A 22,343-nucleotide genomic window follows, 5' to 3' on the forward strand; every position below is an offset into this window, starting at 1 on the left:
CACCTTCGAAGAGCCGAAGAAGAAGGTCGAAGGCGAGGCCAAGCCGGAACTGCCGTTCAACCCGGCGCTGCTGAAGAAGGTCGACGAGCTCGAGCTCTCGGTCCGTTCGGCCAACTGCCTGAAGAACGACAACATCGTCTATATCGGCGACCTGATCCAAAAGACCGAAGCCGAGATGCTCCGCACCCCGAACTTCGGCCGCAAGTCGCTGAACGAGATCAAGGAAGTGCTCGCGGGCATGAACCTGCATCTCGGCATGGATGTGCCGAACTGGCCGCCCGAAAACATCGAAGAGCTGGCCAAGAAGTTCGAAGACCAGATGTAAAGCCTTCGCGCCGACTCCGGACCGCTTGCGCGGTCAGGGCCCGATGAAGCCGCTACAGCGGTGGAGGGCTCCGGCGCTTCGTGTTGACCCAGGCGGGAGCAGGCTGGGACTGGATCAGGAAATGGCGCGTTCCCGATGGGGACGGCCGGCGGGCCAGACAGCCCAGGAGATTTGAAATGCGCCACGGTAAATCCCACCGCAAACTGGGTCGTACGACCGCCCACCGCACTGCGATGTTCGCCAACATGGCGGCGAGCCTGATCAAGCACGAGCAGATCGTGACCACCCTTCCCAAGGCGAAGGAGCTTCGGCCCATCGTCGAGAAGCTGGTGACGCTCGCCAAGCGCGGCGATCTGCACGCCCGCCGCCAGGCCATCAGCCACGTCCGTGACGTGGAACAGGTCGGCAAGCTCTTCGCCACCCTGGGCCCGCGCTACAAGGAACGTCAGGGCGGCTACATCCGCGTCCTGAAGGCCGGCTACCGCTACGGCGACAACGCCGCCCTGGCCGTGATCGAGTTCGTCGACCGCGACCCGTCGGAAAAGGGCAAGGACTCCGGTCCGGTCCAGGAACTGGCCTTCGGCGACGAATAGTCGAAGTCCTCTCCCGTCATTCGAAAGCCCCGGACGGCGACGTCCGGGGCTTTTGCGTTGTGCGCCCGTCACGGCCTGCGGCTAGGCTCGGCGCCATGACTCGCTTCTCGCGCCTCTGCGCCCTTCTCCTCCTCGCCACCCTGGCCGCCTGCGCCTCGGCTCCCGACCGCGCCGCGCGGCCGGCCGTCCTGACGATCCTGGTCTCCATCGACGGGTTCCGGCCTGACTATCTCGATCGCGGGGTGACGCCGCATCTGTCGGGGCTGGCGGCGAACGGCGCCCGGGGCGCGATGCGGCCGTCGTTCCCGTCCAAGACTTTCCCCAACCACTACACCCTGGTCACCGGCCTGAGGCCCGACCGGCATGGGATCGTCGACAACAACATGGAAGATCCGTTGATCCCCGGTGTGACCTTCCGCCTGTCCGACAAGGCCGCCGTGGCCGACGCCCGCTGGTGGAACGACGGAACGCCTATCTGGGTCAGCGCCGAACGGGCCGGGGTCAAGGCGGCCACCATGTTCTGGCCGGGCTCCGAGGCCGCCATCCAGGGGGTGCGGCCAAGCTACTGGCGGCCTTTCGACCAGGCCTTGCCGGCCGTGGCGCGGGTCGACCAGGTGCTGACCTGGCTCGACCTGCCGGCGGGCGAACGGCCGGCCTTCATCACCCTCTATTTCGACGAGGTCGATACGGCTGGCCATTGGGGCGGGCCGGACTCCGACCAGGTGAAGGCGGCGCTGGCCAAGACCGACGCGGCGCTCGCGCGTCTGAGCGCTGGACTGGCGGCGCGGGGCCTGGCCGCGGACCTAGTCATCGTCGCCGATCACGGCATGGCGCCGACCAGTCCGCAGCGCACCATATACCTGGAGGACATCCTGCCGGACGGGACGGCGCGCACCCTGGCCATGGGCGCCTTCATGAACGCCTATCCGACCGCGGGCCGTGAAGAGGAGGTCGAGCAGGCCCTGCTCAAGCCGCATCCGCACATGCAATGCTGGCGCAAGGGCGAGATCCCGGAGCGCTATCACTATGGCGCGCACCGGCGCGTGCCGCCGATCTTCTGCCTGCCGGACACCGGGTGGGAGATCACCACCCGCGCCTGGGTCGCCAAGCGCCCAATCGCCCCGGGCAACCACGGCTTCGACCCGTTCGCGCGGGAAATGCGCGCGGTGTTCATCGGCGCCGGGCCGAGCTTCCGCCGGGGCGTCGCCTTGCCGGACTTCGACAATTTCGACGTCTATTCGCTGGTGGCCAAGCTGGTCGGCGTGCGGCCGGAACCCAATGACGGGGACCTCGACGAACTCTCCGCGGCCCTGGCGCCCTAGGTCGGACGCGTCCCATCCAAGATGGTTGACGATATAGTTGCGTTATGTGTTAAATATTGTCGGAAATGACAAGGATAAGCGCCATGGTCGAGAACGCTGCGATCACCGCCACCGCCTTCTACAAGGATCCGATGGCGGCCCTGCATTGGTCGGGGCAGGCTTTCGGCGCGCGGATTTATCGCGCCTCCGCCGGGACCATGACCCAGCTCACCGGCCTGAAGGTACGCAATTCCTTGAAGGAGGCATGAGCATGGACGTTCCCACCATCGGGCCCCTGCTGTGGTACCGCGATCCGCGCGCGGCCATCGCCTGGCTCGAAAAGGCCTTCGGCTTCGAGACCCGGATGATCGTCGATGACGGGCAGGGCGGGGTGATCCACTCCGAGCTGCGCCTGGGCGACGGCTACATCATGGTGGTCGGGCCGCCCACAGGCAGCGCGGTCAGCCCCGCGGCCTTCGGCGGCCGGTCGACCCAGTCGGTCCACGTCCAGCTCCAGGACGGGCTGGATGAACGCTGTGAGACCGCCCGGGCCCTGGGCGCCAAGGTCGAGCGCGAGCCCGCCGACCAGCCCTATGGCGATCGGGTGTTCACCTGCCGCGACATCGAAGATCACCCCTGGTCGTTCGGTCAGACCGTCAAGGTCATGACGCCCGAGGAAATGTCGGCCGCCACCGGCCGCGAGATCACCAGCTGAGAGGAGACGCCTATGGCCGGCTTCCGGTCCGCCCTGTTCTACCAGGATCCCAAGGCCGCCCTGAAGTGGCTGGAAGAGGCCTTCGGCTTCGAGCTCTCCATGCTGCTGGAGGACGCAGAGGGCAACCTCGCCCACTCCCAGATGAGCTTCGGCGATGACTATGTGATGATCGGCCAGGAATGGAGCGCCGACCATAAGAGCCCCAAATCGGTCGGCGGCAAGAACACTCAGACGGTGAGCATCCAGCTCGACGGCGATATCGACGCCCATTGCGAGCGGGCGCGCAGGGCTGGGGCGGAGATCGTCGCCGAGCCGGAGACCCAGTTCTACGGCGACCGTACCTATCGCTGCCGAGACCCCGAGGGCCACATCTGGACCGTCTCCCAGACCGTGAAGACCGTCAGCCGCGAAGAGGCCGAGGCGGCCAGCGGCCTGAAGATCACCGGCTGGATATGAGCGCGGCCCCCGCTCACCTGGACCGGACCCTCGCGGCCCTGGCCGATCCCAACCGCCGTCAGGTGGTCGATCTGCTGGCCCAGCGTCCGCGCCAGGCCGGCGAGCTGGCCCGCGAGCTGGGCCTGGCGCCGCCGGCCATGAGCCGTCACTTGCGCACCCTGCGCGAGAGCGGTCTGGTCGAGGAAAGCCATCCCGAGTTCGATGCGCGGGTGCGCATCTACGCCCTGAGGCCGCAACCCATGGTCCATCTGCTGCGCTGGCTGGAGGAGAGCGAAAGGCTGTGGACGGAGCAGCTCGCCGCCTTCAAGGCCCACGTCGAGCGTGACGCGTGACGTCGACTGACCTTTTCCGCCCCCATGACCAAAGGGAATGGGGGAGGGGGACCGCCGTTAGGCGGTGGAGGGGGCGGCCTCAAGCGCCGAGGTCGGTCTCGCCCCCTCCACCACGCTACGCGCGGTCCCCCTCCCTCGTAAACGTGGGAGGAAAAAGGCCGTGACATCGAAGGTCTTTGTCTCGCTGCGGGTCAAGACGACGCCTGAACGCGCCTTCGCCGCCTTCGTCGAGGAGATCGGCGCCTGGTGGCGGCCCAATGGCCTGTTCCAGACCACGCCGCGCGCGCCGGGCGTGCTGGCCTTCGAGCCGGGGCAGGGTGGTCGGCTGACCGAGACCCTGGCCAATGGCAAGGTCTTCGAGATCGGCAGGATCACGGCATGGGAGCCTCCCGCACGACTGGAATTCACCTGGCGCCAGGCCAACTTCCCGCTGGAACTTCATACAGAGGTCGAGGTGCGCTTCGAGGCGGTTGGCGAAGAGACGCGAGTCAGCGTTGAGCATCGCGGCTTCGACCAGGTGCCTGAGGGCGCGGCGCGCCACGGCTTCCCCGACGAGGCCCTGCTGATGCGGCTGGCCGAGTGGTGGCAGGTCCTGCTGGCCTCCTATCGCGACCGGTCGGCCTGACCGTATTGCGATAGTTCTTGCTTTGTTTCATTGTGCGAGGGGGAATGAAGCCATGTCCGACCAGCCCGTAGAGCCCGCCGGCCGCCAGTGGACGCACGCCTTCCGGTTCATCTTCATCGCCGCGGTGATCAACGCCGTGTCGTTCGGGATCATGATCCCGGTGCTGCCGAACCTGATCAAGGAGTTCACCGGCGGCGACACGGCCGCCGCCTCGGAGTGGAACGTGGTCTTCGCCACGGTCTGGGGGCTGATGCAGCTGTTCTGCGGTCCGATCCTGGGCATGTTGTCGGACCGTTTCGGGCGCCGGCCGATCCTGCTGATCTCGCTGGCCGGCCTGGCTATCGACTTCCTGTTCATGGCGCTCGCGCCAACCCTGGCTTGGCTGTTCGTGGGCCGGGTGATCAACGGCCTGACCGCGGCCAGCTTCTCCACCGCCAACGCCTATGTGGCCGATGTCACGCCACCGGACCAGCGGGCCAAGGCCTTCGGCTGGATGGGTTCGGCCTTCTCCTTCGGTTTCCTGGTCGGCCCCGCCCTGGGCGGGTTCCTGGGCGACATCGATCTGCGCCTTCCTTTCTTCGTGGCCGCGGGGCTGACGACGATCAATTGGTTCTACGGCTTCTTCGTCCTGCCGGAATCCCTGCCGGTGGAGCGCCGTGTGGCGAAGTTCGACTGGCGGCGGGCCAATCCCGTGGGTTCGCTGGTGTTCCTGCGCTCGCACCGCGACCTGCTGGGCCTGGCCAGCATCGGCTTCCTGTTCCAGCTCGCTCACACCGTCCTGCCGTCGATCTTCGTGCTCTACACGGGCTATCGCTACGGCTGGACCCCCGGATTCATGGGCCTGACCATGATGGGGACCGGCTTGGCCGGCGTCCTCGTCCAGATGCTGCTGATCGGACCCGTGGTGGCCAGGATCGGCGAGCGCGGGGCCCTGCTCTTGGGCGCCATGGCCGGAGCGATCGGTTTCGCCGTTTACGGCTTCGCGCCCAATGGCTGGGTCTATATCGCCGGCATCCCGGTCTTCGCCCTGATGAACTTCCTGCAGCCCGGCCTGCAGGGGCTGATGACCCGGCGGGTCGGGCCTTCCGCCCAGGGCCAGCTGCAAGGCGCCAACCAGAGTCTTCAGGGCATCGCCTCGGTCGTCGGCCCCATCGTGTTCGGCCTGACATTCGCCTGGTCGATCCGCCATTCCGGTGTGATGCATCAGCCGGGCCTGGCCATCTATCTGGCGAGCAGCCTGCTGGTCCTGGCCTTCCTGCTGGCGCTCAAGATCGGGCGAGCGCCCGAGGCCGTTCGGGCTCCGGCCTGAGGTCGCTCCGCAGCTACATTTGCGCCACGGGCTTGCGCGTCTTCGCCGGCTGCTGAGAGGTTCGACCTCATCCACCGGAGGATCGCGACATGTCGAAGTTTCCTTGCGGCCTACGCCGCGCGATCGCGGCCCTGGCGGCGTTCTGTGTGCTGACGACGGCCGCGGCGGCCGAGGAACGCAGGCTGGCGGTGACGCCCGAGGTGAGCCTGCGGGTCGTCGACGAGGGGCCGCGGAACGGCAGGCCGCCCGTGGTGCTGATCACCGGCTGGGGATTCACCGCCGACATCTGGCGCGACCAGGCGCAGCGCCTGGCCAGGACCCGGCGGGTGGTCTCGTTCGATCCGCGCTCCCAGGGCCGGTCCACCGTGACGGCCCAGGGCATGACGCCCGCCCAGCGCGCCCGCGACCTGGACGCGGTGCTGACCCAGCTCGGCCTCGACAAGGTCCATCTGGTGGGCTGGTCGCAGGGGGTGCAGGACGTGGCGGCCTATGTGGACGGCTTCGGCACGCGGAAGCTGGCCGGCGTCGTGCTGGTGGACGCCGCCGTCTCGTCGGGCTCCGGCGCGGTCCTGCGCGATCCCCAGGCGGCGGCCCAGACGCTGCGCTTCCTCAGCATCTACGCCGCCCAGCCCGAGGCCTATGCCCGCGGCATGCTGGGGGCGATCATCAGCCGCCCGCTGGACAAGGCTCAGACCGACCGGCTGGCGGCCGACATCGCCGCCGTCCCCACCGCCATCGGCTCGGCCGCCCTGGTCGCCGACCTCTATGGGGCCGACCTGACCCCGGCGCTCAAGAAGCTGGACCGGCCGACCCTGATCGTCGCCTCGGCGACCTCGCCCGAGCTGCAGGCCCAGCGCGACGAGGTCACGATCCTGCCCAAGGGCCAGATCGCGATCGTGGAGAACGCCGCCCACACCGTGTTCATCGACCAGCCCGACCGTTTCGCGCAGATCCTTGACCGGTTCCTGGCGGAGACCGACGCCACGGGTGCTCCGGGGTGACCTAAACCATGGCTTGCGTTTCGCCGGCGCGCTTCTAGGATCGCGCACGTCATGACGAGGATGATCGGGAAGATGAGGGCCTAGGTCCTGGACGCTGGCGTTTCGCCGGCTTTCCACACAGCGCCATTTCCTCAAGCCGACCGCCCTGGCGGCCTGGCCTCTCGAGACATCCCATGATCTTCGCCGTCGACCCGCCCCCGTCTGTGGGACCGCACGCCCGTCTCGATCCGCGCCGCCGCGCGGGGCTGGGCTTCATCGCCGTGACCATCTGCCTGGACGTGGTCTCCCACAGCATCGTCTATCCGGTGCTGCCCAAGCTGGTGGAGGAGCTGCTGGGCGGAGACCTGCCCGCCGCCGCGCGCTGGGTGGGGCTGCTGGTGGCCGCCTGGTCGGTGGCGCAGTTCTTCGCCGCGCCGGTTATCGGCATGCTGTCGGACCGGTTTGGCCGGCGGCCGGTGATACTGATCTCGGTTTTCGGGCTGAGCATCGATCTGGTGATCATGGCCCTGGCGCCGAACCTGGCATGGTTGCTGATCGGACGGCTGCTGTGCGGCCTGACGGCGGGCAGCTACGCCGCCGCCATGGCCTATGTGGCCGACATCACCCCGCCAGAGGACCGGGCCAAGAGCTATGGCTGGCTGAACGCGGCGGCCTGGACCGGCGTGATCCTGGGGCCGGCCCTCGGCGGCGTCTTGGGTTCCCTCGATCCGCGGGCGCCGTTCTGGGCGGCGGCGGCGGTGGCCCTGGCCAACGGGATCTATGGCTTCTTCGTGCTGCCGGAATCCCTGCCGGCGGATCGCCGCACGCCGATGGTCTGGCGCAACGCCAATCCCTGGGGGTCGCTCAGCCTACTGGCGTCGCGCCAAGGCCTCATGCTGTTCGCCATCGTGCTCACCCTGCTCTGGCTGGCGATCCACGCGCTCCACAGCGTCTTCGTGCTCTATACCGACCACCGCTATGCCTGGAGCACCATGCAGCTCGGCGTGTTCTTCAGCGTGCTGGCGGCGGTGAACATCGTGGTGCAGACCCAGCTTGCCGGGCGTGCGGCCAAGCGGCTGGGCGAGCGGCGCACCGTGCTGGCGGGGTTGGCCGCACAGGTCCTGGGGTTCACGGCCGTGGGCCTGGCCCCCGGCGCCGGCCTGTTCTGGATCGCCAACCTGCCCATCGCGCTCGGCAACGTGGCGGGGCCGTCCCTGCAGTCGATGATGACCGCCCGCGTCGAGGAGACCGAGCAGGGGCGGTTGCAGGGGGCCATGGGCGGGATTTCCAGCCTGACCGGACTATTCGGCCCGATCCTCTTCACCCAGGCTTTCGCCTGGGCGATCGCGCCGGGGATGCCCGCAGGCCTGTCGGGCGCGCCGATCCTGCTGGGCGCGGGCCTGAGCGCGGCGGCCTGGCTGCTCATTGCGATCTATGGGCGCGATGTTCCCGCGCGCGACGATACGGCCTAAACCCCCGCCATCATTGCGCCCGAAAACTCCGCGATGTCCGGGCGACCTAGACTGTCTGGAGACCGCATGCGCGCCTACCGCGTCCTGATCCCCGCCCTGGCCCTCCTCGCGGCCTGTTCGGACCCCGTGGCCAAGTCGACCGCCCAGGTTCCGCCCCTGGCCCAGCCGACCCGCGCTGCGCCGGGCGACGCCCTGACCATGAAGTCGTCCTTCGCCCCCGTGGTGAAGCGCGCCGCGCCCGCGGTGGTGAACATCTCGTCCAAGCGGCTGGTCCGCCAGCGGGCCGATCCGTTCTGGGAGATGTTCGGCATGGGCGCGCCGCGCGAGCGCATCCAGGGTTCGCTGGGATCGGGGGTCATTGTCCGCGCCGACGGGGTGATCGTCACGAACAACCACGTGGTGGAAGGCGGCCAGGAGATCACCGTGGCGCTGGCCGACCGGCGCGAGTTCACCGCCCGGGTGCTGCTGGCCGATCCGCGCACCGACCTGGCCATCCTGAAGATCGACGTGGGCAATGAGCGCTTGCCGGTCCTGGCCATCGACGACAGTGGCGAGGCCCAGGTCGGCGACCTGGTGCTGGCCATCGGCGACCCCTTCGGCGTCGGCCAGACGGTGACCAACGGCATCATTTCGGCGCTCAACCGCACCACCGACCCCAGTGGCGACGCGGCCAACGCCTATATCCAGACCGATGCGGCGATCAACCCCGGCAATTCCGGCGGCGCCCTGGTCGACATGGACGGCGACCTGATCGGGGTGAACAGCTTCATCCTGTCGCGCTCCGGCACCTCGTCCGGCGTCGGTTTCGCCGTGCCGGCCGCCATCGTGCGCAGGGTGGTCGAGACCGCGGCCGGCGGCGGGGTGGCGGTGATCCGCCCTTGGCTGGGCGCGCGGACCCAGACCGTGACCGGCGAGATCGCCCGCAGCATGGGGCTTTCCACGCCCCAGGGCGCCCTGGTGGCCGACATCTGGCCGAACGGCCCCGCGGCCCGCGCGGGCCTGCGTCAGGGCGATGTGATCGTCTCGGTGGACGGCCGTCCGGCGGTGGACGCCGCGGCGGTCTCCTACGCCGTCTCCTCGCGCCGGCCGGGGGAGAGCCTCAAGCTGGGCGTGCGGCGCGGGGCGAGGGAGGAGACCTTGACGCTGCGGGCCGAGGCGCCGCCCGCCACCCCGGCCAAGGACCAGCAGCTGATCTCCGGCCGCAATCCGTTCGACGGGGCGACGGTGGTGAACCTGTCTCCGGCGGTGGCCGGTGAACTGGGCCTCGATCCGTTCCTGGGGCGCGGCGTGCTGGTGACCAATATCAGCCGCGGCTTCGCCATGAACGCCGGCCTGCGTCCGGGCGACCTGGTCAAGAAGATCAACGGCCGCGAGGTCGGCACCGTGCGCGAGCTGATGGGCGTCCTCGGCGCCGGCGCGGGCAACCAATGGCAGGTGACCATCGAGCGCGGCGGCCAGGAGATAACTGGGAATTTCCGCACCTAGGCTTATTCCTCCCCATCCAAGGGAGGGATTGCTAGAACGGGCCCATGGCCGATCTCTTCGAAGCCGCGGGGATGACTCCCCACGCCCCATCCCCGCTCGCCGACCGCCTGCGGCCGCAGCGGCTGGACGAGGTGGTTGGGCAGGACCACTTGCTGGGTGCCGAGGGGCCGATCCGCCGGATGGCGGAGGCCAAGCGGCTGGCCTCGATGATCCTCTGGGGGCCGCCCGGCACCGGCAAGACCACCATCGCCCGGCTGCTGGCCAAGGAGGCCGGTTACGAATTCCAACAGCTCTCGGCCGTATTCTCCGGCGTGGCGGACCTGAAGAAGGCCTTTGAGCAGGCCAAGATGCGCCGCTCGGCCGGCCAGGCGACCTTGCTGTTCGTCGACGAGATTCACCGCTTCAACCGCGCCCAGCAGGACGGGTTCCTGCCCTTCGTGGAGGAGGGGGTCGTCACCCTGGTTGGCGCCACCACCGAGAACCCCTCCTTCGAACTGAACGGCGCGCTTCTCAGCCGCGCCCAGGTCTATGTGCTGAAGCGCCTGGACGACGAGGCCCTGGTCCAACTGCTAGACAAGGCCGAGACCCATGAGGGCCGCAAGCTGCCACTGGAGGACGAGGCCCGCCACGCCCTGATCGCCCTGGCCGACGGCGATGGCCGCTACCTGCTGACCCTGGCCGAGACCCTGTTTAACATCGGCTCGGCCACGCCGCTGTCCACGAAACAGCTGGGCGAGGTGCTGCAGAAGCGCAGCCCGGCCTACGACAAGGACCGCGAGGAGCACTACAACCTCATCTCGGCCCTGCATAAGTCCATCCGGGGCTCGGACCCCGACGCGGCGCTCTACTGGCTGGCGCGGATGCTGGCCGGCGGGGAGGACCCGCTGTTCGTGGCCCGCCGGCTGATCCGGGCGGCCGCCGAGGACATCGGCGAGGCCGATCCCATGTCCCTGGTGCTCGCCAACGCCGCCAAGGACACCTACGACTTCCTGGGCTCACCGGAGGGGGAGATCGCGCTCGCCCAGCTGGTCATCCACCTGGCCGCGGCGCCCAAGTCCAACGCGGTCTACACCGCCTTCAAGGCCGCCCAGCGCGCGGCCAAGGAGACGGGCTCGCTGGTGCCGCCAGCCCATATCCGCAACGCGCCCACCAAGCTCATGAAGGATCTGGGCTACGGCAAGGGCTACGCCTACGACCACGATGTCGAGGGCGGCTTCTCGGGCCAGAACTACTTCCCCGAAGGCATGGCGCGGCAGACCTTCTACCGGCCCCGGGGCGAAGGGAACGAGGCGCGGATCAAGGAGCGCCTGGAGCGCTGGGCCGAGCAGCGGAACCGCAAAGGATGAGGCCGCGCCTGCAGCCCAAGCCCAGGCCCGGCGACAATCCCGTCTTGCTCAGCGCCGAGGAGATCGCCTTCGTCCGCGGCCTGGTGATCTATGAGGACGCCCAGCTCCTGGCGCTGAACAAGCCCTCGGGCCTGTCCAGCCAGGGCGGACGCGGCCAGGTCCATACCTTGGACGAGATGCTCTGGGCTTTCGCCAAGCCGGGCAAGGCGCGACCGCGGCTGATCCACCGCCTGGACCGCGACACCTCCGGCGTGATCCTCACCGCCAAGACCAAACCGGCCGCAGGTTTCCTCGGCAAGCATATGATGGGTCGGCGTTTTTCGAAAACTTACCGGGCCATCGTCACCCCCGGCGCGCCGGAGCCCGCCCAGGGCGCCATCGACGTCCCCCTCCGCCGCGACGAGCAGGGCCGCGAGGCCTATATGCGGGTCTGCGCGGCCGATCACCCCGACGCCGAGGCCGCGCGCACCCGCTATCGAACCGTGTCGAAGGGCGCGGCGGCGGCGCTGCTGGAGCTGGCGCCGGAGACCGGGCGCATGCACCAGATCCGGGTGCACCTGGCCTCCATCGGCCGTCCCATCGCCGGCGACGCCCGCTATGGCGGAGCTTTGGCCGTGGCCGGCCTGCCGGTCCCACGGCTGATGCTGCACGCCCAGGCGCTCTCGTTCCCGCATCCGGAGGGCGGGACGAAACAGATCGAGGCCGAGGTCCCGGTCGACATGGCGGGCTTGATCGCGGCGCTGGGGCTGTAGGCGGAACGCCGGCCGGAGCTGGGCCGTTCTTCGGACAAGGATTGCAAGTCCAATGGCTTGCGGAGGATCCCGGAGATGAAACGCGCCCTTGTGCTGTTGGCCGCCTGCATCGCCCTGGGCGGCTGCGCCACAGCTCCCACCGTCTATGCGCCGGCGGCGGGTCCGAACGCGATTGGCTTTTCGGAATATCGCATCGAGCCCGGCCGCTACCGCATCACCTTCCGCGGCGGGCCCGGCGTGCCGATCGCCCAGGTGTCCGACTACGCTCTGCTGCGCGCCGCGGACCTCGCCATCGCCGAGGGCTATGACTGGTTCCGCGTCGCTGACCGCGTCACCATGCAGGCCGGATCCGACAGCGGCCCACGGGTCTCCATCGGGGCGGGCGGCGGCAGCGGCGGCTACCGCCGCAGCGGCGTCGGGATCGGGCTCGGGACCAGTTTCAATCTTGGCGGCGGCCCATCGGTGGCCCAGACCATCGAGGTGCTGATGGGCAAAGGCCCGCGTCCGAGCGACCGCGACGCCTATGACGCCCGCGAGATCCGCCGCAACCTCGGCGCTCGGGTCTAGCCCGGGACTCTCAGTGCGCCGTGGGTGAAGCCGGCCACCTCGGCCACCGCGAGATAGCCCTCGTCGGGAAGCCCTTGCGCCACCAGCAAGGGCGAGAGGCCGCGCGCCTGTTCGGCGAATTCCAGCAGCTGGCCGGCCGCCTCGCCGTCGGAGGTCGCCAGGTCCGATCCGTCCAGGGTGACCCCCTGGAGCCGGGCGTCGCGGATCGGGAAGACCACGTCGCGGCTGGGCTGCAGCCGGGCGAAGACGCTGCGGCAGACCGCGTTGAGCAGACCCGCCACCTCGGTCAGCCGGCCGGTCGGCGTGCCCCGGTCTATGTCGATCAGCTCGACGATGACCCGCTTCTTCAAGGCCGCCGGCGAACCCTCGGTGGCGTTCGCCAGATGGCCACGGCCCCGACGGCCCGAGGCCGTGCGGAACGAGATCGGCAGGATCACCGGCAGGGCCGAGGCGCCGTCGGGTCCCACCAGGGTCGCCGCAAATTCGGTGGTGGCCTTATCGATGGTCTCCACATCGTCGTCGGAGAGCCGGGAGAAGGCGCGGGCGGGAATGACCACGCCGCTCTTCAGGTGGGTGATCACGGGCTCCAGCCGGCGCGCGGCGACCGCCTGGTGACGCAGGTGCACAAGGTCCTCGACCAGGAAATCGATACCCAGCGTCTGCTTCTCGGCGGTGACGAAGGTCGCAAAGCCGCCGGCCAGCATGGGCTCGGGCGGCGCTTCGTGCGCAGAGGCGTTATTCCCGACCATCCCCGAACCCGGAAAGCTGAACCTGATCCGCATGATGACGCCCACGGCTTAACCAGGCGTTGAGTGGCGGGCGGGGGCTTCTCCGAAGCGACATCACGTCGCATAAGGGCGGAATGGAAAAGGTTCTTCTGGTGGCCGCCGGCGGCGCGGTGGGCGCGGTGGCCCGCTATGGCGTGGGCGTGCAGGCCCTGCGGCTGTGGGGCTCGGGCTGGCCCTATGGAACCTTCGCGGTGAATGTCGTGGGCGGCCTGCTGATGGGCGTGCTGGCGGGCTACCTGGCCCACCGTGGCGGCGCCGACCAGGAGCGGCTGCGCGTGTTGCTGGGGATGGGCGTTCTAGGTGGCTTCACCACCTTCTCGGCCTTTTCGCTGGAGGCGGCCCTGATGATCGGCAAGCGCGCGTACGGCGAGGCCTTCGCCTACACGACCGCATCGGTGTTGCTGTCGATCTCGGCGCTGTTCCTGGGCCTCCTATTGGCGCGACGGGTGTTTGCGTGAGGGAGGTCCGCAACATCCAGGTCGATCCAGGCGAGGACGGGGTGCGGCTGGACCGCTGGTTCCGCCGCCGCTGGCCTCACGTGTCCCAGATCCAGGTCCAGAAGCTGGCCCGCTCGGGCCAGATCCGCGTCGACGGCGGCCGGGCCAAGCCCGACCAGCGCCTGGCGGCCGGCGAGACCGTGCGCGTTCCGCCGCTGCCCGACGCCCCCAAGCCCGGCGACAAGGGACCCGGCCTGGACGCCAAGGAGAAGGTCTTCGCCAAGTCCCTGGTGCTCTACGAGGACGAGGAGGTGCTGGTGCTGAACAAGCCCGCCGGCCTCGCCGTCCAGGGCGGCACCAAGACGCTCAAGCACATCGACCGCCTGCTCAGCGCCTGGGGCGAGGGTTTGGAACGGCCGCGCCTTGTCCACCGCCTGGACCGCGACACCTCCGGCGTGTTGGTGCTGGGCAAGACCCCCGGGGCGGCGGCCAAGCTTGCGGGCTCCTTCGCCCGGCGCCGGGCGGAGAAGACCTACTGGGCCCTGGTCCATGGCGCGCCCAAGCCCGCCGAGGGCGTGATGGAGCTGCACCTGGTCAAGAAGGGCGTCGGCGACCGCGAAATGGTGGTGCCGACCGATCCCAAGGACCCGAATGGCGATCCTGCTGAGACCGAGTTCGTGACCATTTCCCGCGCCGCGCACCGGGTGACCTGGATGGCGCTGCGGCCCCACACCGGGCGAACCCACCAGCTGCGCGCCCACATGCTGGCCATGGGCCACCCGATCCTGGGCGACCCGAAATACACCAACGATGCGGCCCGCGAACTGTCGGGGGACCTGAAGCTGCAGCTCCATGCGCGGCGCCTGACCCTGCCGCATCCCTCGCGGGGCACGCTGATCCTGGAGGCCCCGATCGGCAAGGAGCTGAAGGCCGGCTTCAAGCGCTTCGGCTTCGACGAGCACGAGGCCGAACCGGAGCCGTTCAAGAGGCGACGGAGGTAGGAGCTAAGCCGCCTCGAACGTCACCGCCGCCTCGGCCTCCGGCGCCAGGAACTTCGCCGCCGAGACGGCCTCGGCCTCGACGGCCTTGCGGTCCTTGGCGTTCAGGGTCTCGAACAGCCGCACGGCTACGGTTGTGGTCTTGCGCTTGGTCTCGACGCGCCAGGTCCCCACGACCACCCCGTCGACCAGCACCGTGGGCGAGACGATCAGGTTCCTGCTGGCCACCAGTTTCACGTGCTGCGGTCGGATGACGCCCGTGCGGTCGGCGCGGTTGAGGACCGCCCCGTCGAAGTCGGCCAGCAGGCGGACCGGGGCGGGGGTCTCACCGCTCGGCCGGGGCGTGTCCTTCAGGTCGAAGAGCACCCGCTTCTTCTCGTCCCGGAAGGTGACCAGTTCGTCGCCCATGGATTCGAGCAGCGCCGCGGCGCCCTTCAGGCCCGACCAACCGGCGACGTCGGCCGGCAGGCTGGGGCCGTGAGCGGCCAGGTAGCGCCGGACCAGGCCCTGGGGATCGGGCTTGGGGTCCTCGTCCTTGCCCAGCCAGGTCTTGACCAGGGTGAAGGCGCCGCCGGGTTCGTGGCCATAGGGCGTGTCGCTGGCGGCCTGCACCAACGGAAGCCAGACCCGCACGCCCCAGGCCATCTGCCGCACGTCCTCGATCCCCGCCTCGGCGAAGACCTGGCGGACGCTTTCGAAGTCCTTGGGTCCGGGGGCGAAATGACGCTCGGCCAGCTTCATGGCCTGGTCGACCAGGGCCGGGCTCGGTCGGCCGCCGCCGGGCAGGGTGATGTCCAGCGCCGGCATGACGGTGGTGCGGAAGGCCAGGATGTCCTCCGCCGTCGCCAGGTGCAGGGTGCCGCGGAGGAAGGTGGAACGCACCACCTTGCGGTCGTGGATCGCCGCCAGCAGGTCCTCGCGCCTGAAGCCGCTCAGCCGTGCCCAGAGACCGATGAAGGAGGCTCTCGGGAGCTGGGCCTGGATGGCGAACAGCCGCGAGATCGCCTCCACGGGCGAGATCGCTTCCCGCGCCAGCAGCATCTGGCGGGCCAGCAGGATGCGGTTGAGGTCGCGCTGGGTCAGAATCTCATCGGCCATGCCGAAGGATCGCCGAGGCGCGCGCCCTAAACCAGCCCCGTCACCGGCCGTGCGGCGGTGCTGTCGGGGAAGACCGTCGCCTCCAGGGCCCGGCGGTCCAGGCCCATATGGTCAGCCAGCACGCCCTTGAACAGGCCACGCATGTCGAGAGTCGGCGCCAGGTCGCGGTTCTCGTAGAGAGCGGCGGTCTTCAGCCCCGGCCAGTCACCGACGATGCCGCCGGGCTTCAACGAGCCGCCGAGGATGAGCGCCGTCGAGGCCGTGCCGTGGTCGGTGCCGCCGGTGCCGTTGACCCGTGCCGTGCGGCCGAATTCGGTGGCCACCACCACCACGGTGTTGCTCCATTCGGACCCGAGGCCGGTGTGCAGGCCGTCCAGCACGGCGTCCAGATAGCCCAGGCGGTTGGCGAGCTGCCCCTTGGCCGCGCCCTGGTTGGCGTGGGTGTCGAAGCCGTCGAGGCTGAGCGCGGCGATCTGTGGGCCGCCGGGTTCGCGCATGAAGCCGGCCAACGTCCCGCCCAGCTTGCGCGCAACCTCTTGGCCCTGGCGCAGGTAACCCTCGACCCCGCCGCCGGGGCCGGTGGCCATCGTCATGCCGGGGGTCTCGGCGCCGTCGGCCAGGCCGCTCATCGCCGCCTGGGCCATGGTCTCGGTGGCCAGGCCCCGGGCCAGCGCCGGGCCCAGCACCGGATCGTCCTTGTAGAGGTCCTGCAGCATGGTCGGCAGCCGCGCCTGAGCGTCGATCCCGCGCCCGGGTGACCAGGACGAGGCCGGCGCCGGGCCGCGCAGGATCAGCGGAGCGGTGGGACCGACCGACAGGGCCTCGACCTTGCGTTGCACCTTCAGGCCGCCCACGGCGCGGTTCAGCCAGCCGGAGGAGGTCCCGTAGACCACCGCCGCCCCGGTCTCCAGCACGTCCTGGGCCTCGAAATGGGAGCGGGCGCGGTCCGGCGTGGCGACCGCCGGGGCGATCCGCGCCTGGCCGACCTTGGCGAGGTGGTGGACCGAGCCCAGCGCCGGATGCAGGGCGAAGGTCCCGTCCAGGCCCAGGGCGTCGTCGCCGAGCGCCAGGTTCCTGCGCAGGCCCTGATAGTCGGGATCGCCCACTGGCGGGGTCAGGGAGAGGCCATCCAGTCCACCCCGGCAGATCACCACCACCAGCTTGCGGTTGGCGAGGTCGCCCGCGGCCGCCGAGGCCGGGCGGGCCAGCAGGTCGACGGATAGGCCAAGACCGGCGGCGGCCAGCAGGGCCCGGCGGCGGGTGAGGTGAGCGGTCATCGGCGTTGGAACTCCGGGCTCATCAGCAGCAGGGCGAAGCCTTCGGCGCGGGACTCGGCGCGGGCGATAGCGGTCGCCGTGGGGGGCGAGAGCCGCGCGCCCAGGGCCTCGGCGGCCAGCGCCTTCGGGTCGCGATCGCGCACCACGGCCTCCGAGAAGGCCTGGGCCCAGCTCATCCGCTGGACCAGGGCGGCGGGGGTCGCCCAGGCGGCGGCCTCCTCGGGCCAGCCCTTGGGGGAGGGGGCGGAAAACGCCTTCTGACCCATGGCGTTCAGCACCGGCGCGAGGCGGGCGATATCGCGCGGCGCGCCACCGGCCGCGCGCCAGCTGGAGACAACGAACTCATAGGGCGTCTTGAACTTGGCGGGTTGCGGCGTCCAGGACTCGGGCGCGCCGATCAGCACGCGGGCCACGTGGTCCAGTTCGCCGCTGCTCTCCACCCAGGCGTATTCCAGCCGGCGGACCAGAGCCGGCGGCGGATCGTCCGCCACGAAATGCCGGGCGATCTTGGTGCAGATGAAGCGGGCGGTTGCCGGGTGGCGCGCAAGGTCGGTGAGGATCGCTTGCACCTGTTCCTTGCCGCCGGGGGCGTAGCGGACGCCCATCACCATGCGGGCGCCGGGTTCGTGGGCGGCGGCGCGGAACACCGGGCGGCCCGGCATCTCCGGATCTTCGCGAAAACCGCCGACGGAGAGGCCGGTCATGGCGCGGGCGAACTCGGTGACATCGGCCTGGCTGTAACCGCCGTCGACCCCGACGGTGTGCAGTTCCAGGATCTCGCGGGCGAGGTTCTCGTTCAGACCCGCCGACTTGCGTCCGGCGGGCGGCGCCCCGGCGCCCGCGCCGCGCCGCGGTCGCGACAGGTACTGCGCCGCCGGGCTGCCGGGCCCGATCGACTGGACCTGGTCCAGATAGAGCAGCATGGCCGGATGGGTGGTCGCCGTGGACAGCAGGTCGGCGAAGCGGCCGAACACGTGCGGGCGGATGGCCTCGTTTTCGAACGGGCCGACCACGGTGGCGGTGACCAGCTTGTTGGCCGAGACGGTGAAGTGGTTGGCCCAGAACAGGGTCCAGCGCTCGCGGAACCCCGCCTCGGTCCCCGCGCCAAGTTGGGCGCGGGCCACGAAGTCGGTGGCCACGTCGTCGCGTAGCATCCTCTGGGCGATCTTGACCGGGTCGCGGGCGTCGGGGACGGATTCGCCGTCGGCCGCGGCGCGCTTCATCCCGCGCTTGTCCTGCTGATAGACCCGGAAGCCGGCGATGCGCTGGGCGGAGGTCTCGCCATTGGTCCGCGGCTGGTCGGCGCCGGAGGGGCGGATCTGGGCGGTGAGGAAGCCCTTGGGGTCGCTGCGGGCCCCGGCGATCTCTCCCGGCTTGGCCCCCAGGCCGAAGCGGGTGACAGCGATGGCGGCGTCCAGATCGCGGTCGGCCACAACTGGCTCCTTGCGCATTTCCACTTCCGTCCCCATTGCACGGGGCGACCCGCGGATTTCCGTCGCGGGCGGTTGGAGGCGCGGTTGAAAAAAGGATTTCACGAGCCCGGCGATAAGCCCAGGCGGTTCTACAAGGACGTCTCGGTGATTGCCGAGCCCGGCGGGTTCCAGGTCAAGCTGGACGGGCGTAACGTCCGTTCGCCCAAGGGCGGCGTGCTGGTCCTGCCGACCCGGGCGCTCGCCGATCTCGTGGCCGCCGAATGGGCCGCCCAGACCGACGTGATCGAGCTGGCGGAGATGAACGTCACCCGCCTGGCCTTCACCGCCCTGGAGGCGATCCCGCCGGCCCGCGACGGCGTCGCCCAGCAAGTGGCCGACTTCGCCGGCTCCGACCTGCTCTGCTACTACGCCGAGGAGCCGGAGGCCCTGGCGGCGCGTCAGCTGGAGCACTGGGTTCCGGTGCTGGAGCGCGCCGACCGCGAGCTGGAGCTGGTCTTCCTGCGGACCATCGGCATCGTCCACCGCGCCCAGCCGGGCGAGACCCTGGCGCGGGTCAAGGCCCTGGCCCTGGAGCTGGACGACTTCGCCCTGGCGGGCCTGGCCTTCGGGACGTCCCTGTTCGGCTCGGCGGTCCTGGCCTTCGCCCTGCAGCGCGGCTGGCTCAACGGCGAGCAGGCCTATGAACTGTCACGCCTGGACGAGGCCTATCAGGAAGAGAAGTGGGGGATCGACGAGGAGGCCGCCGAACGCACCGCGCGGCTCCTCGAGGAGGCCAAGATGCTCGACCGCTGGTTCCGGGCGCTGGGCTAGGCGCCAAGCCGGAACAGGATGATCGGGCCGTCCCATTCCGGCGTCCGGAGGTCGATCTCGCGGATATCGGCGGCGCCCGGCGTGGCCGCCACCGCCTTACGCCAGAACCGCAGGGCGGCGGCGTTCTTCCGCGCCACGGCGACCTCCCAGAGACCCGGGCGGGTGGCGAAGACCAGGTGGGCGGCCTGAACGGCGACGCCCGATCCGCGGTGTTTGCGCAGGACGAAGAACTCCGCGACGCTCTGGTCGATGGCCTGGCCGGAATGGGCGTGGTCATTGACCAGGGCGAACCCTGCCAGGACGTCGTCGCGCCAGATGAACCAGGCGCTGCGGCTCGGATCGGTCCAGTAGGACGTGAGCGGATAGGGCTCGAAGCGCCCGTCGGCCTGCAGGTCGCCCTTCGGCGTCCCGGCCCAGAATTCCGAGAAGTCGTGGTTGTAGAGCTGCATCAGGTTCTGCAGCACCGGCTCCTGCTCGCGCAGGACCGGGCCAAGTCGCACGTTCATGTCGCCTAGCCCCAGGTTCCCGTGGCCAAGGTGGTCGGCGAATAGTCGCCGAATGTCCAGCGCAGCGGAATGGCCGCGCGACGGCGCCAGCCCCGCTCGACGGTGAAGCGCCAGAGGCGCTCGGCTCCCTCCAGCCCCGCATGCTGGTCCCAGAGCACCTCGGCGCGGCCCTGGAGCTGGGTGAGGTCGCCGGTCGCGAAATCGGGGAACAGCAGGGCCGCGCGGGGCTCGGCCAGCAGGTTGCCCAGGGTGTTGAAGAACCGGTTGCCCCGAAAGTCGGGGATGGTCAGGACGTCGCCCTCGATGCGAACGAAGCCCGGCCGCCCCCCGCGATGGGAGATGTCGACCCCGCCATTTTCGCCCTGCGCGCCGGTGGCGACGAAGAAGGTGTCCGCCCCGGCCACGGCGGCTCGAGCCTCCGCATCGAGGCCCACGAAGCGTTCCAGCGCGCCGGGCGTGCGAGGCGCGGTCTCGACTGTGCGGGTCTGGATGTACTGGGGGCAGTTGCCGAAGCTCTGTGCCACCTCGACGATGATCGCGTCGTCGACGGTTGCGATACGGCCATTGGCCCGGTTGCGGCGGCGTTTGGAGAGGTCGAGGCCCAGCAGACCCACCGGAGCGCCCGGCCGGAGCAGGGCCTGGGCGGGATCCTCCATATCGGGCTGGACAGCCAGCCGCAGGATGCGCGCGTCGGGGCTGGCGATGAAGCCCGGTGCGCCGGTCAGCAGGGTGGCCGCTGGCCAGCCGTCGGCCTCGACCGTCCCCACGAACACATAGGCCAGGCTCTCGAAGAAGGCGCGGTGCTGGTCTGGCATGAAATCGCGGATGCCGGCGCTGGCCGGAAGGGTCTCCAGGCCGGCGCGGCGCTGAGCCTCGCGCTCGCCGGCGTGGAAGGGATCGCGGTCCACGGCTCAGGCCGGTTCGGGGATCGGCGAGGCCGGCATCGGCTTGAACCACGGCTGGGCCTCGACGCGGGCCAACCAGGCTCGCACGGCGGGGTAGGGCTCGAGCGGGATCGCGCCTTCCGGCGCATGGGCCACATAGGAATAGCAGGCGAGGTCGGCGAGTGTCGGATGGTCGGCCGCCAGATAGGTTCGGCCGGCCAGGTGCTGGTCCATGAACGCCAGCAACCGTTCGGCGATATGCTTGGCGCGGACGATGTCGCCGGGCATCCCCCACTGGGTCACCACACGCGCGGTGGCCGGCCCGTGCATGACCTCGCCGGCGGCGATGGAGAGCCAGCGCTGGACGTGGGCTGCCGCGACCGGATCGCTTGGCAGCCAGGGGCCGTCGGGATCGTAGCGCTTGGCCAGATAGACCAGGATGGCGTTGGAATCGGCCAGGATCAGGTCGCCGTCCTCCAGCACCGGGATCTGCCGCAGGGGATTGAGCCTGGCGTATTCCGGCGCGGCGCGAACGGCGGCGGAGGCCTCCACGACCTCGAAATCGAAACCGAGAATGCGCAGCATCAGCTCCACGCGATGGGCGTGGCCGGACAGCGGCGTTCCGTGCAGGCGGATCTTGGACATGGGCGTCTCCGTGGAATGGTGAGCGCCAAGCTATCTATTGCGGAATTCCGGGTGAATGGTGCTACTTGGCAATAGACTATTCCATTTGACGGAATTAATCATGGATCGGCTGGACGAGCTGGCGGTGTTCGTGGCCGTGCTGGAGACCGGCGGCTTCGCGGCGGCCGCCCGCAAGCTGCGGCGCTCGCCGCCGGCCGTGACCCGGATCGTGGCCGGGCTGGAGGCCCGCGCCGGGGCCCGGCTGATCGAGCGCACCACTCGCAAGCTCAGCCCCACCGAGGCCGGCCGCGTCCTGGCGGTGAAGGCGCGCGGCTTGCTGGCGGCCTATGATGAGGCCCTGGCCCCGGAGGACGACGGCCCGCTGCGGGGGTTGATCACCCTCACCGCGCCCCTGGTGTTCGGCCGCCGGCACGTGACGCCGGTGGTGGCGAGCTTCCTCGACCGCCACCCCCAGGTCAGCGTCGATCTGGTGTTGCACGACCGCAACCTCGACATGATTGAGGGCCAGATCGAACTTGCCCTGCGGATCGGCGCCCTGGCGGATTCCGGCCTGGTGGCGCGCAAGGTCGGGGAGGTGCGGCGCATGCTGGTGGCCTCGCCGGCCTATCTGGCGCGGCGCGGGACCCCGGCCAAGCCGACGGACCTGACGGATCACGAGATCGTCTTCTCCGGCGTCCTGACCGGCGCCGCGGAGTGGCGGTTCCGAGGCCAGGCGGTGCGGCTGACGCCCCGGCTGAGCGTCAACGAGATCGACGCAGCCTTGATCGCCCTGCGCGCCGGCCATGGGATCGGCCGGCCGCTCTCCTACCAGGTGGCCGAGGATCTGGCCTCCGGCGCCCTGGTGCGTCTGTTGCCGCAGTTCGAGCCCGAGCCCTTGCCGGTGCAGTTGGTGGCGCCCAGCCGGCATGTTTCCAGGAAGGTCCGCGCCTTCCTGGACCATGCCGTGGAGGCCCTGAGCGGCCTGGCGGTGATCCGGCCGAGCCTCTGAGCGCGCGACATGGTTGCGCCGGCCAATTCGTCCGACTACCCCTTGGCCTCCACTGTGGGAGGCCGGGCGTGAAGCAGATCCTCGAAGAGCTAGAGCGCCGTCGTTCGGAGGCGCGTCTTGGGGGCGGGGAGCGTCGGATCGCCTCGCAGCACGCCAAGGGCAAGCTGACGGCGCGCGAGCGTCTGGAGCTGTTGCTGGACGAGGGCTCGTTCGAGGAGTTC

At 69.9% G+C, this 22,343-nt stretch carries 26 protein-coding genes and 1 pseudogene; 20 read left to right on the top strand and 7 right to left on the bottom strand.

From position 1 onward, the window contains the following. From Q8Q88_RS11110 to Q8Q88_RS11180, 15 genes are all read left to right on the top strand, one after another. On the top strand, window positions 1-325 hold a 325-nt coding region (locus Q8Q88_RS11110), incomplete at its 5' end, for a DNA-directed RNA polymerase subunit alpha C-terminal domain-containing protein (protein ID WP_305583422.1). Between the two features lie 176 nt (window positions 326-501). After that, on the top strand, window positions 502-918 hold the full coding sequence (gene rplQ / locus Q8Q88_RS11115) for a 50S ribosomal protein L17 (RefSeq protein ID WP_305675252.1): 417 nt from the start codon (window positions 502-504) through the stop codon (window positions 916-918). 95 nt (window positions 919-1,013) lie between these two features. Further along, the gene (locus Q8Q88_RS11120) at window positions 1,014-2,240 is read left to right on the top strand and encodes an ectonucleotide pyrophosphatase/phosphodiesterase (RefSeq protein WP_305675253.1); all 1,227 of its coding nucleotides are present in this window, start codon (window positions 1,014-1,016) and stop codon (window positions 2,238-2,240) included. An 83-nt stretch (window positions 2,241-2,323) separates the two neighbouring features. Next, the gene (locus Q8Q88_RS11125; protein ID WP_305675254.1) at window positions 2,324-2,488 is read left to right on the top strand and encodes a hypothetical protein; all 165 of its coding nucleotides are present in this window, start codon (window positions 2,324-2,326) and stop codon (window positions 2,486-2,488) included. A gap of 2 nt (window positions 2,489-2,490) precedes the next feature. Further along, window positions 2,491-2,934 carry a VOC family protein gene (locus Q8Q88_RS11130; protein WP_305675255.1) on the top strand — a complete coding sequence of 148 codons (444 nt, stop codon included), beginning with the start codon at window positions 2,491-2,493 and terminating at the stop codon, window positions 2,932-2,934. 12 nt (window positions 2,935-2,946) lie between these two features. Beyond that, entirely contained in the window at window positions 2,947-3,390 is a 444-nt protein-coding gene (locus tag Q8Q88_RS11135; RefSeq protein ID WP_305675256.1) for a VOC family protein, read from the top strand. Beyond that, entirely contained in the window at window positions 3,387-3,722 is a 336-nt protein-coding gene (locus Q8Q88_RS11140; protein WP_305675257.1) for a helix-turn-helix transcriptional regulator, read from the top strand. The genes Q8Q88_RS11135 and Q8Q88_RS11140 overlap by 4 nt, the downstream gene beginning before the upstream one ends. Before the next feature lie 160 nt (window positions 3,723-3,882). Beyond that, window positions 3,883-4,347 carry an SRPBCC family protein gene (locus Q8Q88_RS11145; protein ID WP_305675258.1) on the top strand — a complete coding sequence of 155 codons (465 nt, stop codon included), beginning with the start codon at window positions 3,883-3,885 and terminating at the stop codon, window positions 4,345-4,347. 52 nt (window positions 4,348-4,399) lie between these two features. Continuing rightward, the gene (locus Q8Q88_RS11150; RefSeq protein ID WP_305675259.1) at window positions 4,400-5,656 is read left to right on the top strand and encodes a TCR/Tet family MFS transporter; all 1,257 of its coding nucleotides are present in this window, start codon (window positions 4,400-4,402) and stop codon (window positions 5,654-5,656) included. Window positions 5,657-5,745: 89 nt separating this feature from the next. After that, on the top strand, window positions 5,746-6,657 hold the full coding sequence (locus tag Q8Q88_RS11155) for an alpha/beta fold hydrolase (RefSeq protein ID WP_305675260.1): 912 nt from the start codon (window positions 5,746-5,748) through the stop codon (window positions 6,655-6,657). Between the two features lie 173 nt (window positions 6,658-6,830). Beyond that, window positions 6,831-8,108, top strand: a complete 1,278-nt coding sequence (locus Q8Q88_RS11160) for a TCR/Tet family MFS transporter (RefSeq protein WP_305675261.1) — start codon at window positions 6,831-6,833, stop codon at window positions 8,106-8,108. 66 nt (window positions 8,109-8,174) lie between these two features. Next, the gene (locus Q8Q88_RS11165) at window positions 8,175-9,593 is read left to right on the top strand and encodes a Do family serine endopeptidase (protein WP_305675262.1); all 1,419 of its coding nucleotides are present in this window, start codon (window positions 8,175-8,177) and stop codon (window positions 9,591-9,593) included. 44 nt (window positions 9,594-9,637) lie between these two features. Next, a complete protein-coding gene (locus Q8Q88_RS11170) occupies window positions 9,638-10,939 on the top strand; it encodes a replication-associated recombination protein A (RefSeq protein WP_305675263.1) in 1,302 nt (433 codons plus the stop codon). Next, entirely contained in the window at window positions 10,936-11,691 is a 756-nt protein-coding gene (locus Q8Q88_RS11175; protein WP_305675264.1) for an RluA family pseudouridine synthase, read from the top strand. The genes Q8Q88_RS11170 and Q8Q88_RS11175 overlap by 4 nt, the downstream gene beginning before the upstream one ends. 75 nt (window positions 11,692-11,766) lie before the next feature. Beyond that, window positions 11,767-12,258 carry a hypothetical protein gene (locus Q8Q88_RS11180; RefSeq protein ID WP_305675265.1) on the top strand — a complete coding sequence of 164 codons (492 nt, stop codon included), beginning with the start codon at window positions 11,767-11,769 and terminating at the stop codon, window positions 12,256-12,258. On the opposite strand, the gene Q8Q88_RS11185 is transcribed toward Q8Q88_RS11180, so the two are convergent. After that, a complete protein-coding gene (locus Q8Q88_RS11185) occupies window positions 12,255-13,040 on the bottom strand; it encodes a hypothetical protein (protein ID WP_305675266.1) in 786 nt (261 codons plus the stop codon). The two genes, Q8Q88_RS11180 and Q8Q88_RS11185, sit on opposite strands and share 4 nt — an antisense overlap. Before the next feature lie 80 nt (window positions 13,041-13,120). On the opposite strand from Q8Q88_RS11185, the gene crcB reads away from it, so the two are divergent. Together crcB and Q8Q88_RS11195 are read left to right on the top strand one after the other, a co-directional pair. Beyond that, window positions 13,121-13,504 (top strand): fluoride efflux transporter CrcB, encoded by a 384-nt coding sequence (gene crcB, locus Q8Q88_RS11190; RefSeq protein WP_305675267.1) that lies wholly within the window; start codon window positions 13,121-13,123, stop codon window positions 13,502-13,504. Next, window positions 13,501-14,484, top strand: a complete 984-nt coding sequence (locus Q8Q88_RS11195) for an RluA family pseudouridine synthase (RefSeq protein ID WP_305675268.1) — start codon at window positions 13,501-13,503, stop codon at window positions 14,482-14,484. The genes crcB and Q8Q88_RS11195 overlap by 4 nt, the downstream gene beginning before the upstream one ends. 3 nt (window positions 14,485-14,487) lie before the next feature. Here the strand turns inward: Q8Q88_RS11195 and Q8Q88_RS11200 are convergent, their stop codons facing one another. From Q8Q88_RS11200 to Q8Q88_RS11210, 3 genes are read right to left on the bottom strand one after another with little or no spacing between them, the layout of a single operon-like run. After that, window positions 14,488-15,579 (bottom strand): winged helix DNA-binding domain-containing protein, encoded by a 1,092-nt coding sequence (locus tag Q8Q88_RS11200; protein WP_305675269.1) that lies wholly within the window; start codon window positions 15,577-15,579, stop codon window positions 14,488-14,490. Window positions 15,580-15,605: 26 nt separating this feature from the next. Then, a complete protein-coding gene (locus Q8Q88_RS11205; RefSeq protein WP_305675270.1) occupies window positions 15,606-16,856 on the bottom strand; it encodes a DUF1501 domain-containing protein in 1,251 nt (416 codons plus the stop codon). Next, window positions 16,853-18,307: a DUF1800 family protein gene (locus tag Q8Q88_RS11210; protein WP_305675271.1), complete on the bottom strand. Its 1,455-nt coding sequence runs from the start codon at window positions 18,305-18,307 to the stop codon at window positions 16,853-16,855. Before Q8Q88_RS11210 ends, Q8Q88_RS11205 begins: the two co-directional genes overlap by 4 nt. A gap of 66 nt (window positions 18,308-18,373) precedes the next feature. On the opposite strand from Q8Q88_RS11210, the gene Q8Q88_RS11215 reads away from it, so the two are divergent. Then, window positions 18,374-19,099, top strand: coding sequence for an ATP12 family chaperone protein (locus Q8Q88_RS11215; RefSeq protein WP_305675272.1), 726 nt, complete (start codon window positions 18,374-18,376; stop codon window positions 19,097-19,099). Here the strand turns inward: Q8Q88_RS11215 and Q8Q88_RS11220 are convergent. The 3 genes from Q8Q88_RS11220 to Q8Q88_RS11230 are packed head-to-tail and all read right to left on the bottom strand — an operon-like array spanning window position 19,096 to window position 21,134. Beyond that, on the bottom strand, window positions 19,096-19,605 hold the full coding sequence (locus Q8Q88_RS11220) for a GNAT family N-acetyltransferase (protein ID WP_305675273.1): 510 nt from the start codon (window positions 19,603-19,605) through the stop codon (window positions 19,096-19,098). The two genes, Q8Q88_RS11215 and Q8Q88_RS11220, sit on opposite strands and share 4 nt — an antisense overlap. Before the next feature lie 5 nt (window positions 19,606-19,610). Beyond that, entirely contained in the window at window positions 19,611-20,513 is a 903-nt protein-coding gene (locus Q8Q88_RS11225) for a pyridoxamine 5'-phosphate oxidase family protein (RefSeq protein WP_305675274.1), read from the bottom strand. Between the two features lie 3 nt (window positions 20,514-20,516). Beyond that, window positions 20,517-21,134 (bottom strand): glutathione S-transferase family protein, encoded by a 618-nt coding sequence (locus Q8Q88_RS11230; protein ID WP_305675275.1) that lies wholly within the window; start codon window positions 21,132-21,134, stop codon window positions 20,517-20,519. A gap of 100 nt (window positions 21,135-21,234) precedes the next feature. On the opposite strand from Q8Q88_RS11230, the gene Q8Q88_RS11235 reads away from it, so the two are divergent. Both Q8Q88_RS11235 and Q8Q88_RS11240 read left to right on the top strand, forming a co-directional pair. Next, window positions 21,235-22,122: a LysR family transcriptional regulator gene (locus tag Q8Q88_RS11235; protein ID WP_305675276.1), complete on the top strand. Its 888-nt coding sequence runs from the start codon at window positions 21,235-21,237 to the stop codon at window positions 22,120-22,122. A gap of 68 nt (window positions 22,123-22,190) precedes the next feature. Beyond that, window positions 22,191-22,343 (top strand): annotated as a pseudogene (locus Q8Q88_RS11240) (methylmalonyl-CoA carboxyltransferase); the annotation flags it as partial.

The organism is Phenylobacterium sp. (assembly GCF_030697925.1).
In the GTDB taxonomy this organism is placed as follows: domain Bacteria; phylum Pseudomonadota; class Alphaproteobacteria; order Caulobacterales; family Caulobacteraceae; genus Phenylobacterium.

Bases quoted from the DNA above. Each gene is read 5' to 3' on its own strand.
- rplQ (WP_305675252.1), top strand. From the start codon at position 502: ATGCGCCACGGTAAATCCCACCGCAAACTGGGTCGTACGACCGCCCAC.
- Q8Q88_RS11120 (WP_305675253.1), top strand. From the start codon at position 1,014: ATGACTCGCTTCTCGCGCCTCTGCGCCCTTCTCCTCCTCGCCACCCTG.
- Q8Q88_RS11125 (WP_305675254.1), top strand. From the start codon at position 2,324: ATGGTCGAGAACGCTGCGATCACCGCCACCGCCTTCTACAAGGATCCG.
- Q8Q88_RS11130 (WP_305675255.1), top strand. From the start codon at position 2,491: ATGGACGTTCCCACCATCGGGCCCCTGCTGTGGTACCGCGATCCGCGC.
- Q8Q88_RS11135 (WP_305675256.1), top strand. From the start codon at position 2,947: ATGGCCGGCTTCCGGTCCGCCCTGTTCTACCAGGATCCCAAGGCCGCC.
- Q8Q88_RS11140 (WP_305675257.1), top strand. From the start codon at position 3,387: ATGAGCGCGGCCCCCGCTCACCTGGACCGGACCCTCGCGGCCCTGGCC.
- Q8Q88_RS11150 (WP_305675259.1), top strand. From the start codon at position 4,400: ATGTCCGACCAGCCCGTAGAGCCCGCCGGCCGCCAGTGGACGCACGCC.
- Q8Q88_RS11155 (WP_305675260.1), top strand. From the start codon at position 5,746: ATGTCGAAGTTTCCTTGCGGCCTACGCCGCGCGATCGCGGCCCTGGCG.
- Q8Q88_RS11160 (WP_305675261.1), top strand. From the start codon at position 6,831: ATGATCTTCGCCGTCGACCCGCCCCCGTCTGTGGGACCGCACGCCCGT.
- Q8Q88_RS11165 (WP_305675262.1), top strand. From the start codon at position 8,175: ATGCGCGCCTACCGCGTCCTGATCCCCGCCCTGGCCCTCCTCGCGGCC.
- Q8Q88_RS11170 (WP_305675263.1), top strand. From the start codon at position 9,638: ATGGCCGATCTCTTCGAAGCCGCGGGGATGACTCCCCACGCCCCATCC.
- Q8Q88_RS11175 (WP_305675264.1), top strand. From the start codon at position 10,936: ATGAGGCCGCGCCTGCAGCCCAAGCCCAGGCCCGGCGACAATCCCGTC.
- Q8Q88_RS11180 (WP_305675265.1), top strand. From the start codon at position 11,767: ATGAAACGCGCCCTTGTGCTGTTGGCCGCCTGCATCGCCCTGGGCGGC.
- Q8Q88_RS11185 (WP_305675266.1), bottom strand. From the start codon at position 13,040: ATGCGGATCAGGTTCAGCTTTCCGGGTTCGGGGATGGTCGGGAATAAC.
- crcB (WP_305675267.1), top strand. From the start codon at position 13,121: ATGGAAAAGGTTCTTCTGGTGGCCGCCGGCGGCGCGGTGGGCGCGGTG.
- Q8Q88_RS11200 (WP_305675269.1), bottom strand. From the start codon at position 15,579: ATGGCCGATGAGATTCTGACCCAGCGCGACCTCAACCGCATCCTGCTG.
- Q8Q88_RS11205 (WP_305675270.1), bottom strand. From the start codon at position 16,856: ATGACCGCTCACCTCACCCGCCGCCGGGCCCTGCTGGCCGCCGCCGGT.
- Q8Q88_RS11210 (WP_305675271.1), bottom strand. From the start codon at position 18,307: ATGCGCAAGGAGCCAGTTGTGGCCGACCGCGATCTGGACGCCGCCATC.
- Q8Q88_RS11220 (WP_305675273.1), bottom strand. From the start codon at position 19,605: ATGAACGTGCGACTTGGCCCGGTCCTGCGCGAGCAGGAGCCGGTGCTG.
- Q8Q88_RS11230 (WP_305675275.1), bottom strand. From the start codon at position 21,134: ATGTCCAAGATCCGCCTGCACGGAACGCCGCTGTCCGGCCACGCCCAT.
- Q8Q88_RS11235 (WP_305675276.1), top strand. From the start codon at position 21,235: ATGGATCGGCTGGACGAGCTGGCGGTGTTCGTGGCCGTGCTGGAGACC.